The organism is Microbacterium ulmi (assembly GCF_011759705.1).
Classification (GTDB): domain Bacteria; phylum Actinomycetota; class Actinomycetes; order Actinomycetales; family Microbacteriaceae; genus Microbacterium; species Microbacterium ulmi.
The window spans coordinates 1,980,375-1,995,823 of record NZ_JAAOZF010000001.1; the positions used below are offsets into that span (position 1 = coordinate 1,980,375).

The following is a 15,449-nucleotide window of genomic DNA, read 5'->3' on the forward strand; positions in this document are numbered from 1 at the left end:
GAGACCCCGGGTTTGGGCGCGTGGTCAGCCGGCCTTGCGGCGGCGATCGGTCGTGTCGAACTGGTCGGGCGTGAGCCCCTCGAGGAAGTAGCCCGGGCTCGTGTCGAGGGCGTCGGCGATGCGGATGAGCGTGTGGATGCTCAGCATCGCTCGGCCGCTCTCGTAGCTGCGGATGTTCGACGAGTCGATGCCGGTGCGCGCCGCGAGCGCGTCGTGGGTCAGCGTGTAGCGTTTCCGTGCCTCGGCGATCCGCTCGCCGATGTGAGCGGCAGCGGCGGAGGGGACTCGGGGCACTCATCAAGGGTCACGGCTCCCGGTCGACCGTGCCAGGGCGCGGGCGACCGGGTACAAGTACCGAACCGGCGCAGATCGACCGGGCGGTCGTGGCGCAGCCGTCACCGCTGGCAGGCGGGGCACCAGAACACGATCCGCTCCTTCGTCGGATCGGCGCCGAGCGACCCGCCGAGGATGAGCGTGCCGCAACGCCGGCACGGGCGCCCCTCGCGGCGATAGACCCACGTCGTGCGGCCGGGGCGGGTGTCTCCCGTGAAGGTGCGGTCGATGCGGTCGCGGTTGGCGCGGATCATGCGCGCGCCAAGGTCGACGAGGGCCGCGGCATCCGTCTCGTCTGCCGGAGTCGTCGGCAGGATGCCGCGCACGAACAGGATCTCGTTGGCGTACTCGTTGCCGAAGCCGGCGACGTTGCGCTGATCCTGCAGGGCGACGTGAACCGGCCGCGGATCGAGGCCGAGGCGCCGCGCGGCCTCCGCCGCATCCCAGTCGGCGGAGAGCGGATCCGGGCCGAGGTATCCCACGAGCGCCGTCTCGTCACGCGTCGCGACGACCTCGAGCTCGGCGAGGTCGAAGCCGACGGTCTCGGCATCCGGCACCCCGACGATCGCGCGGGCCTTGAAGACGGGCTTGCGCCAGCGCTCGCCCGGCGCGTAGACGTGCCACTCGCCCTCCATCTTGAGGTGCGAGTGCAGGGTGCGGTCGCCGATGCGGTGGAGCAGGTGCTTGCCGCGCGCGACGACGCCGTGCACCGTCTCACCGCGGAGGTCGATCGTCGAGAGCCGCGGGACGCGGAGGTCGAACCTCGTCACGGTCTTGCCCGCAAGGGCAGCATCGAGGCGGCCTGCCGTGCGATGGACGGTGTCGCCCTCAGGCATCCCGATCAGCTCCTCTCGCCGTGCATCACGATAGGCCTTCTGCCGTGATCGACGGCTCGCGCGAGGGCGGCGCGTGCGATGCATCGTCGGCGCATCCCTCTGTGCGGCCACCTAGGCCGCCGCGCTCAAGACCGGCACCTGCCGCTCCGGTTCGACGACGTCATCGACGCGCACCCTCGCGCAACGCATCGCCCGCCGTGACCTTGCGCAGCGTCAGACCCCGCGGAGACTCGACGAATCCAGCATCCCGCAGCGAGCGGCCGACGCCCGTGCCGTAGACGAAGGCTCCGTTCACCTGCTCGATCGTGAGCGTGTCGAGCCGCCTCGCGCGCGCCGTGTCGGCGAGGCTGCGGGCCGCAGCGGCGAGCTGCGCCTCGTCGCCCGTGAACGCGAGCGCCGACTTGCCGCCCCGCTCGAGATACAGCGCGAGCGCGCCGTCGACGAGCACCACGAGACCGCCCGCCTTGCGGCCGGGGCGATGGGTCACCCCCTCCAGCGCGGGCCAGGCGAGCGCGGCGCCGTACGGGTTGGCGGGATCGGTCGCGGCGAGCGTCACGGCCTTCAGGGGCGGCGGATCCGTGAGGCCCACGAACTCGCGCAGCCTGTCGACGGTGGGGGATGCCGCGAACTGCGCGCCGCCCAGCTTCTCGACGACATACCCTCGGCGGCAGTGCCCCGCCTCTTCGAACCCCGACAGGACCCGGTACGCCTGCGCGAAACCGCCGGGGAGCCCCTCGGACTGCACCGATCCGCGCGTCACGACCCCATACCGGTCGAGCAGGAGACTCGCGGCGGCGGTCGCCCGCAGCGTCGCGTCGGGCTCGGGAGCGGGCAGCAGCGACCACCGCCCGCCGATCGCAGGCGGGCGCGGAGGGACGGATGCCGCGACCGTCCGCACGGCCGCTCCCCGGTAGAGCCGTGCGCGCGGCGCCTTGCGCGCTGTGCGATGAGCCTGCGATCCGCCGCCGAGGAGCGTGCGCACCGGTGCGAACGTGTCGTTCGTCACCCGGCCCGCCCACGTCAGGCTCCACAGCGCCTCGACGACCGACTGCTCGTTCTCGGCGCCCGTCGCCAGCCGCAGCTGCGCCGCGAAGAACGCGCCGCCCGCGCCGAGCGCCGCGACCAGCTGCGCTTCGAGGGAGCCCGGCGCGACCTCGTCCTCGGGCGGCGCGAGCGTCAGAGGCGCGGCGTCGGCCGGATGCAGGGCGATCCAGCCGTCGCGCCCCGGGAGCGAGCCGTGGCCCGACCAGAGGATCTCGCCCGTCGCGGTGAGCTCGTCGAGCATCGCGGGGGCGTAGTCCGAGACGCGACTCGGCAGGATGAGCGACTCCCAGGCGCTCGCGGGAATGGGCACGCCCGCGAGCTGCTCGACCACGGAGGCCACGCCGTCGACGCCGTCGAGGGGCCGCTCGATGTGCTGCCACACGGGCAGGAACCGCGCGAACGCCTGCTGCGGGACGGGCTCCACGCTGCCGCGGATCGCGGCGAGGCTGCGCATCCGCAGCCGGCGAAGGACCTCCGTGTCGCACCACTCCGAGTCATCGGGGCCCGAAGCCGAGTCGGGCAGGAAGAAGCCGCTCGAGACGCGTCCCTGCGACTCGAGCCGCTGCAGCGTCAGCCGCGCGACGGCGACGCCGACGCCGAGACGCCGGGCGACGGCATCCGCCGCGAACGGCCCGTGCGTGCGCGCATGACGGGCGACGAGATCGCCGAGCGGGTCGGCGACGGGCTCGAGGAACGCCGTCGGGATGCCGACGGGAAGTGCCGCGCCGAGTGCGTCTCGCAGGCGTCCCGCATCTTCGATCGCCGCGAAGCGGGCGACGCCCGCGATCGTGACGGGGATGGCGCGTCGCGCATCGACGAGAGCCGCGAGATGAGCGGACGCCTCGGACTCGGACTCGGACTCGAGCCGTTCCGCGACCTCTCCGACGTCGAGCGGGCCCAGCAGCCGCAGCAGATCCGCGACCCCCTCGACGCCCCGCGCCCTGCGCTCGGGATCGAGGCGCTGGACCTCGCGCTCGAACTGCGCCAGGACGAGCGGGTCGAGCAGCTCCCGCATCTCGACCTTGCCGAGCAGCTCGGACAGGAGCGCGGGGTCGACCGACAGGGCCGCGGCCCGGCGCTCGGCGAGCGGCGAGTCGCCCTCGTACATGAACGCGCCGACGTATCCGAACAGCAGGTCGCGCGCGAACGGCGACGGCTGCGAGGGTTCGGTCTCGACGAGCCGGATGCGGCGCTCGCCTATCGCGCGCGCGATGCGCAGGAGCGCCGGGACGTCGTACACGTCCTGGAGCACTTCGCGCAGCGTCTCGAGGATGATCGGGAACGTCGGATACCGCCGCGCCACCTCGAGCAGCTGCGCGGATCGCTGCCGCTGCTGCCACAGGGGACTGCGGCGCCCGGGGTTGAGGCGGGGCATGAGAAGGGCCCGCGCGGCGCACTCGCGGAACCGCGAGGCGAACAGGGCGGATCCGCCGACCTCGTCGGTCACGAGCTGGTCGAGCTCGTCGGGGTCGAAGACGAACAGTTCGGCCCCCGGCGGGTCGGCCGTGGCATCCGGGACCCGCGCGATGATCCCGTCGTCGCTCGCGACCGCCGATCCGTCGACGCCGAGACGCTCGCGGATGCGTGCGTTGACGGCCAGCGCCCACGGCGCGTGGACCTTCATGCCGTACGGGGAATGGAGGATGACGCGCCAGTCGCCCACCTCGTCGCGGCCCCGCTCGACCGTGAGCGTCTTGTCGGTGGGCAGGGTTCCCGTCGCCTCGCGCTGCTCGGCGAGATACGCGAGGAGGTTGATGCGGGCGTACTCGTCGAGCCCGGCATCCGTGAGCCGCGCCTCCGCCCTCTCGGGAGTCGCCGTCGACACCTCACGGGAGAACCTCCCGAGGGCCTCGCCGAGCTCGGCAGGCCGGCCGAGGCCGTCGCCGTGCCAGAACGGGACCTTGCCCGGCTGCCCGAAGGCGGGCAGCACGTTGACGCGGTCGTGCGTGATCTCCACGATCCGCCAGCTCGTCGTGCCGAGCGTGAACACGTCGCCGACGCGCGACTCGTAGACCATCTCCTCGTCGAGCTCGCCGACCCGCGCGTTCTGCGACTCGCCCGCGATGAAGACGCCGAACAGACCGCGGTCGGGGATCGTGCCGCCGCTCGTGACGGCGATGCGCTGTGCGCCGGGCCGCCCCTGCAGCGTGCCGAGGTCGCGGTTCCAGATGAGCCGCGGGCGCAGCTCGGCGAACTCGTCGGACGGGAACCGCCCCGCGAGCAGATCGAGCGTCGCCTCGTACGCCGACCGCGGCAGCGATCGGAACGGGGCGGAGCGCTTGACCGTCTCGAACCAGCCCTCGACGTCGATCGGCCCGAGGGCGCAGGCCGCGACGGTCTGCTGCGCGAGGATGTCGAGCGGGTTCTGAGGCACCGCGATCGCCTCGATCTGGCCCGCGAGCATGCGCTCGGTCACGATCGCCGTGTGCAGCACGTCGCCGCGGTGCTTCGGGAAGAGCGCGGCACGGCTCACCTCGCCCACCTGGTGCCCCGCCCGGCCGATGCGCTGCAGCCCCGAGGCGGCCGATGGCGGCGCCTCCACCTGGATGACGAGGTCGACAGCCCCCATGTCGATGCCGAGTTCGAGGCTCGACGTCGCGACGACGCAGCGCAGGATGCCGCTCTTGAGCTCCTCCTCGACCTGTGCCCGCTGCTCCTTCGAGACCGAGCCGTGATGCGCCTTCGCGAGCACGGGCTCGGCTCCGGCCGTCGCCCCCGCCATCATCGCCGCCGGAACGGTCGCCTCGGGAAGATCGAGACCGAGCCGCTCGCTGTAGATCTCGTTGAGTCGCGCCGTCAGGCGCTCGGCGAGCCTGCGCGAGTTGGAGAACACGATCGTCGAGCTGTGCTGCAGGATGCGGTCGACGATCGCCTCTTCGACGTGCGGCCAGAGAGAGCCCGTCATCTCCGTCGACTCGGGGCGAGCGCCGGGTCGGGCGCCGCCGTCGCCGAACCAGTCCTCGTCGATGACCTCGCCCGCCGTTGCGGGCTCGGCCGCGGCATCCGGAACCGCCGCCGGTTCCGGCACGCCCGCGGGTTCGGGCGCGCCCGGCGGAGGCGGCGGATTGAGCATGTCGTCGACGGGTACGACGACCGTGAGGTCGAACGTCTTGGTCGCGCGCGGCGCGACGATCTCGACGGGAGCGGAGCCGCCGAGGAACCGCGCGACCTCGTCGATCGGCCGCACCGTGGCCGACAGGCCGATGCGCTGCGCCGGGGCGGCAGCCGCGTCGAAGGACTGCCGCAGCGCGTCGAGCCGCTCGAGACTCACCGCCAGGTGCGCCCCTCGTTTGGTCGCGGCGACGGCGTGCACCTCGTCGACGATGACGGTGTCGACGCCCTGCAGCGTCTCGCCCGCGGCGCTCGTGAGCATGAGGTACAGCGACTCGGGCGTCGTGATGAGAATGTCGGGCGGCGCCGTCACGAGCTTGCGGCGGTCGCTCGAGGTCGTGTCGCCGGAGCGCACGCCAACCGTGACGTCGGGGACCGCGATCCCCAGCCGTCGCGCCGACTGCCCGATTCCGACGAGCGGCGACCGCAGGTTGCGCTCGACGTCGACGCCGAGCGCCTTGAGCGGGGAGATGTACAGGATGCGGGTCGCGGGAGGCTGGGGAACGGATGCCGCGCCCCGCCGCCCGCGCGCAGGAGCGGCCGCGGCCGCGGCATCCTTCTCGTGGAACACCCGGTCGATCGCCCACAGGAAGGCGGAGAGCGTCTTGCCCGACCCTGTGGGCGCGACGACGAGCGCGTGCCTGCCCGCCGAGATCGCCTCCCACGCGCCGGTCTGCGCCGTCGTCGGCTTGGCGAACGCGCCGCGGAACCAGTCCTGCGTCGCAGGGCCGAACCGTTCGAGCACATCGCTCATCCCCCCATCCTCCCGCGGAGGGCGGACATCGGGGCGGATGCCGACGTCAGCGCTCGGTCGGGATGAGGATCCAGAGGATGATGTACGCCCACAGCGAGAGTCCGAAGAAGAAGAACGCGATGAGCGCGAACACGCGCACGGCGGTGACGTTCCATCCGAAGCGCTGTGCGATGGCGAGGCACACGCCCGCGAGCCATCGTCCCCGGTGAGGCCTGACAAGTCCGTTCATGCGCTCTACTCTGTCGCACCGCCGCCCCGAGCACACGGGTGCTGTCCCCCCGGTCGCGCGGGGGCGGCCTCACACGACGGCGGTGCACGGCGGGCTCGGACGGTAGCCTCGCACGACGGCGGTGCACGGCGGGCTCGTGCGGAGGCGGCGCACGACGGGATCACACGACGGGCTCGTGCGGAGGCCGCGCACGAAGGCCTTGCACGACGGCCCCGCGCGACGGGCCCGCGACGGGCTCATACGACGGCCTCGCGGATCGACCCGTCGCGGCCCAGCTCGAGCACGAGGTCGACGCCGAGCCGCGCGAGGAACGCGTCGTCGTGGCTCACGACGAGCACGGCGCCGCGATAGGCGGCGAGGGCGTCCACGAGCTGGCCGGACGTGTCCAGGTCGAGGTTGTTGGTCGGCTCGTCGAGCACGAGCAGCTGCGGCGCGGGATCGGCCAGGAGCAGCCGCGCGAGCGCGACACGGAACCGCTCGCCGCCCGACAGCGTCGCGACCGGCCGGGTCACGGCATCGCCTCGGAGGAGGAACCGCGCGAGGCGGTTGCGCAGCTCCGCGATCGGGACGTCCGGCGCGGCGGCGGTGACGTTCTCGAGCACCGAGGCGCGCTCGTCGAGGCCGTCGACGCGCTGCGGGAGGTAGCCGACGCGATCGGTGTGCGCCACGGCCTCTGCAGAACTCCACGGATTCGTCGCGGCGGCGCGAGGTTCGACCTGATCTGCCTCCAACCGACCCAGATCTGTGGAGTTCTGCAGCGCCGACGCCACAAGCCGCTCGAGCAGCGTCGTCTTGCCGACCCCGTTCGGGCCGACGAGCGCGACCCGTTCGGGCCCCCGGACGATCCACGACCGCGAGCCGTCGCCGAGCGTCGCGATTCGCCGGCCCGCCGCGACGCCCGGATCGGGCAGGTCGATCCTCACCGTGTCGTCGTCGCGGACGCGGCGCCCGGCCGCGTCGAGGGCCGCGCGCGCAGCGGACTCGCGGTCGCGCATCTCGGTGCGCATCTTCCCGGCCGACACCTCGGCGGCGCGCTGCAGCCCGCCCGCCACGATCGGCGGCACGCGCTTCTCGAACTGGGCCTTGCGTCCCATCGCGGCGCGGCGGGCGAGCTTGGTCTCAGCCTCGACCCGGTCGCGCTTCTCGCGTCGCACGAGCTGCGCGGCCGTCCGCTCCGCCTGGCGCGCGGCTTCCTGCTCGGCATCCAGCCACGCGCGCCACTCGCGGTACGGGCCGCCGAACACCGAGAGCTCGTTCGAGTACAGCTCGGCCGTGTCGTCCATGAGATCGAGCAGGGCCGTGTCGTGGCTCACGACGACGAGCGCGCCGCGCCAGCCGCGCACGAGGTCGTACAGCCGTGCGCGCGCGTCGCGGTCGAGGTTGTTGGTCGGCTCGTCGAGGAGCGTCACCGGCGCGCCGCGGAGGCGGATGCCGGCCATCGCCGCCAGCACGGCCTCGCCTCCCGACAGGGCGCCGACGCGCCTGTCGAGCATGTCGGGCGCGAGCCCCGCCTCGGCGAGCGCCGCCTGGGCCCGGGCCTCCACGTCCCAGTCGGTGCCGACGGCGTCGAAGTGCCGCGGGTCGGCGTCGCCCGCTTCGATCGCGCGGACCGCGTCGAGGGCCGCTGCGACGCCGAGCAGGTCGGCGACGGGACGGTCGACGTCGAGGGTCAGACGCTGCGGCAGGTACGCGGCATCCGCCGTCGTCGAGACGGACCCCGACGAGGGCGCGAGCTCGCCCGCGATGATGCGCAGGAGCGTCGACTTGCCGGAGCCGTTGCGTCCGACGAGCCCCGTGCGGCCGGAGCCGAAGGCGCCCGAGATGTCCGAGAGCGCGACGGAGCCGTCGGGCCACGCGAACGAGACGCGGTCGAGAGTGATGGAAGGAAGGAGAGTGCGAGCGGGCATGAGGCCTCCGAGTGTCAGGGATGCACTGACACCGGGCCGCGGGAACGCCTGGCAGGGATGCCGAAGGGGAAGGCGGCGGATCGACGGGTCAGCGCGGAACGGGCTGGGGCAGCCAGGCGCGGACGCGTCGAGGATCGACGGATCAGCGCTCTGTCACAGCGCGGAACGCACGATCTCCGTCAACGGTCTTCCTCACACTCGGGACAAGGACACCGCCACGATACCCGATGTCGCCGACACGAGGCTGGGAGACGGCGAGTCCGCCTCGATCACGCGAGATGCTCGAGCTGCTTCTCGAGGAAGACGCGCACGTCCGTCAGCTCCTGCTCGGAGACGCTGTGCGTCAAGCCGGGATAGACGCGGCCGCTGAGGTCGACGTGCGCGGGCAGCCACTCGACCGTGTGCGCGACGAGGAACGGCGGGATGACGTCGTCGTTCGTGCCGCGCCCCCAGAACACGGGCGGCCGCCGTCGTGCGAGGTCGTCGTCGAGGGGGAGCGGCCCGGGGGTCGCGTAGCCCGAGAGATCGACGACGAAGGCGAACCGCTCCGGCGCGAGGCGCAGCGCCTGGAGCGCGACCGCGGCACCCTGCGAGAAGCCGAGCAGGCCGACCGCCGGAGCATCCGTCTCGGTCTCGATCCACTCCAGGAGAGCGGATGCCGCAGCCGTCACGTGCGTCGCGTCGCGGCTCTCGAGGCCTTCGATCGGGTACCACGAATAGCCGGGCGAAGGGAAGGGCGGCGTGAGCGGCGCGCGCACGGCGCACACCGTGAACGCCGACGGGAGGTGGGCGGCGAGCGCGAACAGGTCGCCCTCGTCGGCGCCGTACCCGTGCAGGAGGACCAGCAGCGGGCGCCCGGCGCGCTCGCCCGGCGGGCCTGACCACAGCATGGCCGACGGGTCGAGGGGCGGGAGCTCAGCCATGGCCCCATCCTGACAGGAGCGTCCGACCCCCGTCACGGCCCGTGGGGTATACAGGAGGCATGCCGGTGCGCACCCCTGACCCCGACCCGAACGAGCGCGACGACGACGGCACGCCGCGCGATCCGCTGCGGGGCCTCGGGGCGTCGTTCGGCGATGCGGGCAGGCCCGGGCATCCGCTCGGCGACGGCACCTTCGGCTCGCCCACGCCCGGCAGCGCCGCCAACCCCGGGTGGCTCAGCGACATCGAGCTCGCGGAGGCGCGGCGCCGGCTCCCCATGCTCTACGTCGAGGCGCTGCCCGTGCGCACGGACGGGGTGGGCGCCGTCACGCAGGTCGGCATCCTGCTGCGCGCGACCCCGCTCGGCGAGATCACCCGCACGATCGTGTCGGGGCGCGTCCGGTACGGCGAGACGGTGCGGGACGCCCTGTTCCGTCACCTCGAGAACGACCTCGGTCCCATGGCCTTCCCCCTCCTGCCGCCTCAGCCGACACCGTTCACCGTGGCCGAGTACTTCCCGATCCCCGGGCTCAGCGCCTTCCACGACGATCGCCAGCACGCCGTGTCGCTCGCGTTCGTCGTCCCCGTGACGGGCACGTGCGAGCCGCGCCAGGACGCGCTCGAGGTCACGTGGATGACACCGGAGGAAGCGGCATCCGACGCCCTCTCCGCCGAGATGGAGGGCGGACGCGGCACCCTCGTGCGCCTCGCGCTCGCGAGCGTCGGCGCGCTGCGCTGATCCGCGCGGCGGGCGCGCGTCGCAGGGGCCCCGTAGGCTCGTCGGCATGACCGTCTCCCCGCCGCTGACCTTCCCCTCCGACCGCGACGGCTGGCTGAGCTTCGCAGGGGATCGCCAGGCACAGCGCGCGGACGCCGTCCGCGAGCTCGACGCGCGGCTCACGTCCGCGCAGGGCCTCACGACGATCGAGAGGCTCGAGCTGTGGAACGACGCCGACATCGCGCTGCGCACGGGCATCAACGAGGCGTACCTGCTGAGCGAGTCGCATCCCGACGCCGACGTGCGCTCGCGCGCCGAGGAGCAGGTGCAGGTGCTCGAGTCGCTCTCGTCCTCGCGCGTGCTCGACCGCGACCTGTGGGCCGTGTTCGCGCAGGCGGATGCCGAAGGCCTCGACGACGACTCCGCACGGCTGCTCTCGCACATCCTGCGCGACTTCCGCCTGGGAGGCGTCGACCTCGACGACCGGTCGCGGGCGCGCGTGCGCGAGCTCACGGATCGCGACACGGAGCTGAGCCTCACGTTCTCACGCAACATCCGCGAGGGACGCCGCGAGATCAAGGTCGCCCCCGAGGGCCTCGCCGGGATGCCGGCCGACTTCGTCGACGAGCATCCCGTCGGCGACGACGGCCTCGTGACGCTCACGACCGACTACACCGACCTCATGCCGGTCCGGGAGTACGCCACCGACCGTGCGACGCGCATCGCCCTCGTCAACGCGTACAACGACCTCGCGTGGCCCGAGAACGACGCCGTGCTCGCCGAGCTGCTCGAGGTGCGCGCCGAACGCGCGCGGCTGCTCGGCTTCTCCGACTGGGCCGACCTCGAGACGGCGACGCGGATGATCGGCGCCGGCGCCGAGATCCCCGCGTTCCTCGCACGGCTCGACGAGGCCTCCATCGCGGCCGCCGAGGCCGAGTACCCGCTCCTGCTCGAGCGGCTCCGTCTCGACGCCCCCGACGCCGACGTCGTCACGAACGCCGACTTCGCCTACCTGCTGAGCGCCCTCAAGCGCGAGCGCTACGACGTCGACGCGCAGCGCGTCCGCTCGTACCTCTCGTTCGACCGCGTGCTCCCCGGCATCCTCGATGTCACGGGGCGGCTCCTGGACGTCTCGTACGTGCCCGCCGACGTGTCGACGTGGCACGAGGACGTGCACAGCTACGACGTCGTCCGCGACGGCGAGACGCTCGGGCGCATCCATCTCGATCTTCACCCGCGCGACGGCAAGTACAACCACGCCGCGTGCTTCGGGCTCGCGCCGGGCATCGCGGGGCGCACGCTCCCGGAGGCGGTGCTGCTGTGCAACTTCTCGCGCGGACTGCTCACGCACGACGAGGTCGTGACGTTCTTCCACGAGTTCGGGCACCTCGTGCACGACATCCTCGGAGGCCGCCAGCGCTGGGCGCGCTTCACGGGCGTCGCGACGGAGTGGGACTTCGTCGAGGCGCCGAGCCAGCTGCTCGAGGAGTGGGCGTGGGATGCCGGCATCCTCGCCTCGTTCACGGCCGACACGAACGGCGACCCGATCCCCGCGAGCCTCGTGGAGCGGATGCGCACGGCCGACGCCTTCGGCCGCGCGCTCGAGGTGCGCCGGCAGCTGGGGCACGCGAACGTCTCGTACCATCTGCACGTCGATCGCCCTGCCGACCTGCAGTCGGCGACGGAGCGCCTCTACGCGACGACGAGCCCCGTGCAGCCGTTGCCGAACCAGCACTCGTACGCCGGATTCGGGCACCTGACGGGGTACGGCGCCTGCTACTACACGTATCAGTGGAGCCTCGTGATCGCGCGCGACCTGCTCTCGGCGTTCGGCGACGACCTCATGGACGCCGAGGTCGCGCGCCGCTATCGCGAGCAGATCCTCGAGCCCGGCGGCAGCCGCGACGCGACGGATCTGGTCGCGTCGTTCCTCGGACGCCCCACCTCGTTCGACGCGTACGCCGCGTGGCTCGCGGGGCGCTGACGAGACGCGATCACCGGGCGGATGCCGCGATTCGGCGCGCGTTCGCGAGGCGGGTAATCTCTTACTGCCCCCTGGCGCAGACCCTGCGCATCCGCGAGCGTCGCCGAAGACCGACGCGACATCCCGCCCGATCCGCGCGTATCCCCTCCACGCGCGTCATGCGAGCGGGAGCCGCCGGTCTGCCGTGCGACGCCAGCGCGGGAACCCGAGAAGCGGAGATACCATGTCCGACCAGTCCCAGCCGGCCCGCAAGCCCGACCTCGACGGCTCGTCGCCCTTCGACGAGCTGATCGGGGGCGCCGCGTCCGCGCCGGCGGACACGTCGTTCACGACCGTGTTCCGCGGCTACGACCGGGACGAGGTCGACGCCGCGATCGCCGAGCTGACGGCTCGAGTGCGCGCGGAGAGCGAGGCCGCGGCCCGTCACGAGGAGCGGCTCAGGTCCGCCCGCGACGAGGCCGACGTGCAGAACCGCGCCGACCGGGAGCGCCTGGAGGCCGCGGAGGCGCTGAGCCGCAAGGTGCTCGAGCGCGTCGAGGCCGCGGAGGCCGAGAGCGCAGAGGCCGGGGCGCGGCTGGACGCTCTCGAGGCGGAGCACACCGAGACCGTCGAGCGGCTCGAGGCCGAGGCCGCCGCCGCGGCGGCTCGCGCGGCCGACGCCGAGAAGAAGGTGCAGGCGCTCACGGAGGAGCTCGTGGGCGCGACGGGCGAGACCGCCAACCGTCACCAGTTCGAGGAGGTGCTGCGCGTCGCGGAAGACCAGGCGAGCCTCATCATCAAGAACGCGACGGTGCAGGCCGACCGCCTGCTCGAGGCGGCCAGGGAGGAGATCCAGAACCGCCGCAAGGAGACGCAGGCCGAGGCCGACGCGATCATCGCGCGCGCTCAGCACGACGCTCAGCAGGTGCGACTGCGCATCGACACCGAGCTGACCGCGCACGAGGCGCAGCTCGAGCGCGAGGCGGCGCACGGCGCCGAGAAGGTGTCGCAGGCCGAGCAGGAGGCGGCGGCGATCCGCACGGAGGCGGAGAAGGGCGCAGCGGCCCTGCGCTCGATGGTCGCCCGCGAGACGTCGGACGCCCGTCGCGAGGCCGAAGAGGCCGTGCGCGAGCTGCGGATCCGCGCGCTCGAGTTCGAGGAGTCCCTCACCCGACGTCAGGACGACGCGCAGCAGGAGTTCCTCATGCTGCACAACCAGGCCGTCGCGCATGCGGAGCGCATCACGCAGGACGCGAACGACCAGGTCGCGGCCTCGCTCGAGCACGCGCAGCGGGTCGCCGCGAAGGCCGACGACTTCGATCGGCTCATGCGCGCGCAGGCGCACCAGATCGAGGCCGACGCGAACCTGCGCGCTCGCGAGCACCTCGACCGCGCCCGTGCGAAGGCCGAGAAGATCATCGAGACCGTCACGCACCACTCGCAGACGGTGCTGCGCGACGCGGAGGACCGCACGCGGCAGCTGCGCTGGCAGCAGCACCAGCTGACGAGCTTCATGGCCGAGGTCAAGGAGCTCATCCGGCCGGAGGGTGCGCTCACCGAGGCGCCTGCGGATGAGGACGCCCCCGCCCCCGCCCTCGCCGACGCCGAGCCGCAGATCGAGGGCGTCGAGGACGTCGACGCGGAGGACGTGGACGCGGAGGACGTCGATGCAGAGGACGCCGCGTAGCGGCATCCCGGCGGACGCCGCGTAGCGGCATCCCGGACGACGCCGCGTAGCGGCATCCGGGCGATCGCCGCTCGTCAGGCGGTCGTGAGCCGAGCGAGCTCGCCGACGAACGCGTCGACGTCCGCCTCGGTCGTGTCGAAGCTGCACATCCAGCGCACTTCGTTCTTCGCGGCATCCCAGTCGTAGAACCGGAACGACTCGCGCAGGGCATCGGCGACGCCGTCGGGGAGGGTCGCGAAGACGCCGTTGGCCTGCGTCGGCTGCGTGAAGCCGACCCCGCGGATCGATCCGCCGGCGAGACCGGCCTCGACCGCGGCGCGCAGACGCTGCGCCATGGCGTTGGAGTGGCGGGCGTTGCGCAGGTAGAGATCGCCCTCGAGCAGGGCGATGAGCTGGGCCGAGACGAACCGCATCTTGCTCGACAGCTGCATGTTGAGCTTGCGCAGGAACAGCAGGCCGTCCGACGCGGAGGGCTCGAGCACGACGACGGCCTCGCCGATCATCGCGCCGTTCTTCGTTCCGCCGAAGCTCAGCACGTCGACCCCGGCATCGCGTGTGAAGGCCCGCAGGGGCAGGCCGAGGGATGCCGCGGCGTTCGCGAGGCGCGCGCCGTCGAGGTGCAGGCGCATGCCGCGCGCGTGCGTGTGGTCGGCGATCTCGCGGATCTCGTCGGGCGTGTAGAGCGTGCCGAGCTCGGTCGACTGCGTGATCGAGACGACGAGCGGCTGTGCGCGGTGCTCGTCGCCCCAGCCCCACGCCTCGCGGTCGATGAGCTCGGGGGTGAGCTTGCCGTCCTGCGTCGGGACGCCCAGGATCTTGATCCCCGCGACCCGCTCGGGGGCGCCGCCCTCGTCGGTGTTGATGTGGGCGGTGGATGCCGCGATCACGGCCCCCCAGCGCGGGAGCATGGACTGCAGCCCCACGACGTTGGCGCCCGTGCCGTTGAAGACGGGGAACGCCTCGACGCCCTCGCCGAAGTGGTGCGCGAACACCTCCTGCAGGCGCGCCGTGTAGACGTCCTCGCCGTACGCGATCTGGTGCCCCTCGTTGGCTGCTGCGATCGCCGCGATCACCTCGGGGTGCACGCCGGAGTAGTTGTCGGAGGCGAAGCCGCGGACGGCCGTGTCATGGATCGTGCTCACGATGCTCCAGCCTATTGGCCCGGCTCACCGTCTCCCGAACTGCGGTCTGCGCTTCTCCTGGAACGCGGCGAAGCCCTCGCGGTAGTCGTCGGTCGCGGCGAGGGCCGTCTGCGCGGCGCTCTCCAGGCCGAGCGACTCCCACAGGCCGAGCCGCTCGTCGCGCAGGCGCAGCACGATCTCCTTGCTGCGAAGGAACGCGAGCGTGGCTCCGGATGCCGCGCGGGACGCGGCATCCTGCGTCGCGTTCTCGACCTCGTCGTCGGGGAGAACCCGCGAGAACAGGCCCGCCGCGACCGCCTCGGCGCCCGACATGAGCCGGCCCGTGTAGATGAGGTCGAGGGCGCGATGTGCGCCGAGCCGCTCGACGAACAGGGCGTGCCCGCCCGAGTCGAGGGCCGCGCCCAGCGCCGCGAACGGCGACCCGATCCTGGCCGAGTCGGCGACGTAGACGACGTCGGTCGCGATGAGCAGGCCGAGCCCGACGCCCAGGCACGCGCCGTGGGCCGCCGCGAAGGTCGGGGCGGGGAGGGCGGACATGCGACGCATGAGCGCCTCGACGGCGCCGAGATAGCCCGGCACGTCGTCGGTGCGCGGGTCGACCCCCGCGATGTCGCGGCCGGCGCAGAACGCGCGGCCCTCGCCGCGCAGGACGAGCGCGCGCACTCCCGCGGACTCTGCCTCGTCGTAGGCGGCGGAGAGGTCGTGGAGCGCCTGCGGATCGAGCGCGTTGAGCTTCGCGGGGGCGTCGAGGACGACCTCGGCGACGGCGTCGCGGATCGTGAGTCGGATCATCCGGTTCCCTCC

At 72.9% G+C, this 15,449-nt stretch carries 11 protein-coding genes; 3 read left to right on the plus strand and 8 right to left on the minus strand.

Going from position 1 to position 15,449, the window contains the following annotated elements; all coding sequences use genetic code 11:
• Positions 1-24: 24 nt before the first annotated feature.
• From FHS08_RS09365 to FHS08_RS09390, 6 genes are all read right to left on the minus strand, one after another.
• Positions 25-294, minus strand: a complete 270-nt coding sequence (locus tag FHS08_RS09365; RefSeq protein ID WP_167038318.1) for a helix-turn-helix domain-containing protein — start codon at positions 292-294, stop codon at positions 25-27.
• A 101-nt stretch (positions 295-395) separates the two neighbouring features.
• The gene (locus tag FHS08_RS09370; protein ID WP_167038320.1) at positions 396-1,169 is read right to left on the minus strand and encodes a DNA-formamidopyrimidine glycosylase family protein; all 774 of its coding nucleotides are present in this window, start codon (positions 1,167-1,169) and stop codon (positions 396-398) included.
• 160 nt (positions 1,170-1,329) lie between these two features.
• Positions 1,330-6,078, minus strand: coding sequence for an Lhr family ATP-dependent helicase (locus FHS08_RS09375; protein WP_167038322.1), 4,749 nt, complete (start codon positions 6,076-6,078; stop codon positions 1,330-1,332).
• A 46-nt stretch (positions 6,079-6,124) separates the two neighbouring features.
• Positions 6,125-6,307: a PspC domain-containing protein gene (locus FHS08_RS09380; RefSeq protein ID WP_167038324.1), complete on the minus strand. Its 183-nt coding sequence runs from the start codon at positions 6,305-6,307 to the stop codon at positions 6,125-6,127.
• Between the two features lie 236 nt (positions 6,308-6,543).
• Positions 6,544-8,214, minus strand: a complete 1,671-nt coding sequence (locus tag FHS08_RS09385; protein WP_167038326.1) for an ABC-F family ATP-binding cassette domain-containing protein — start codon at positions 8,212-8,214, stop codon at positions 6,544-6,546.
• 269 nt (positions 8,215-8,483) lie between these two features.
• Entirely contained in the window at positions 8,484-9,137 is a 654-nt protein-coding gene (locus tag FHS08_RS09390) for an alpha/beta hydrolase (protein WP_167038328.1), read from the minus strand.
• Between the two features lie 59 nt (positions 9,138-9,196).
• Between FHS08_RS09390 and FHS08_RS09395 the strand changes: the two genes are divergently transcribed.
• From FHS08_RS09395 to FHS08_RS09405, 3 genes are all read left to right on the plus strand, one after another.
• Complete coding sequence (locus FHS08_RS09395) at positions 9,197-9,874, plus strand: NUDIX hydrolase family protein (RefSeq protein ID WP_167038330.1); 678 nt, start codon at positions 9,197-9,199, stop codon at positions 9,872-9,874.
• Between the two features lie 46 nt (positions 9,875-9,920).
• Entirely contained in the window at positions 9,921-11,837 is a 1,917-nt protein-coding gene (locus FHS08_RS09400; protein ID WP_167038332.1) for a M3 family metallopeptidase, read from the plus strand.
• Positions 11,838-12,060: 223 nt separating this feature from the next.
• Positions 12,061-13,503 carry a DivIVA domain-containing protein gene (locus tag FHS08_RS09405; protein ID WP_167038334.1) on the plus strand — a complete coding sequence of 481 codons (1,443 nt, stop codon included), beginning with the start codon at positions 12,061-12,063 and terminating at the stop codon, positions 13,501-13,503.
• A gap of 74 nt (positions 13,504-13,577) precedes the next feature.
• Here FHS08_RS09405 and FHS08_RS09410 read toward each other — a convergent pair whose 3' ends face one another.
• Positions 13,578-14,645, minus strand: coding sequence for a beta-eliminating lyase-related protein (locus FHS08_RS09410; protein WP_167038336.1), 1,068 nt, complete (start codon positions 14,643-14,645; stop codon positions 13,578-13,580).
• 24 nt (positions 14,646-14,669) lie between these two features.
• Positions 14,670-15,437 (minus strand): enoyl-CoA hydratase/isomerase family protein, encoded by a 768-nt coding sequence (locus tag FHS08_RS09415; protein ID WP_167038338.1) that lies wholly within the window; start codon positions 15,435-15,437, stop codon positions 14,670-14,672.
• Positions 15,438-15,449 lie beyond the last annotated feature (12 nt).

What these genes read in the sequence shown, in the direction of transcription:
- FHS08_RS09370 (WP_167038320.1), bottom strand. Translation starts at nt 1,169, where the DNA reads ATGCCTGAGGGCGACACCGTCCATCGCACGGCAGGCCGCCTCGATGCT.
- FHS08_RS09375 (WP_167038322.1), bottom strand. Translation starts at nt 6,078, where the DNA reads ATGAGCGATGTGCTCGAACGGTTCGGCCCTGCGACGCAGGACTGGTTC.
- FHS08_RS09380 (WP_167038324.1), bottom strand. Translation starts at nt 6,307, where the DNA reads ATGAACGGACTTGTCAGGCCTCACCGGGGACGATGGCTCGCGGGCGTG.
- FHS08_RS09385 (WP_167038326.1), bottom strand. Translation starts at nt 8,214, where the DNA reads ATGCCCGCTCGCACTCTCCTTCCTTCCATCACTCTCGACCGCGTCTCG.
- FHS08_RS09390 (WP_167038328.1), bottom strand. Translation starts at nt 9,137, where the DNA reads ATGGCTGAGCTCCCGCCCCTCGACCCGTCGGCCATGCTGTGGTCAGGC.
- FHS08_RS09395 (WP_167038330.1), top strand. Translation starts at nt 9,197, where the DNA reads ATGCCGGTGCGCACCCCTGACCCCGACCCGAACGAGCGCGACGACGAC.
- FHS08_RS09400 (WP_167038332.1), top strand. Translation starts at nt 9,921, where the DNA reads ATGACCGTCTCCCCGCCGCTGACCTTCCCCTCCGACCGCGACGGCTGG.
- FHS08_RS09405 (WP_167038334.1), top strand. Translation starts at nt 12,061, where the DNA reads ATGTCCGACCAGTCCCAGCCGGCCCGCAAGCCCGACCTCGACGGCTCG.
- FHS08_RS09415 (WP_167038338.1), bottom strand. Translation starts at nt 15,437, where the DNA reads ATGATCCGACTCACGATCCGCGACGCCGTCGCCGAGGTCGTCCTCGAC.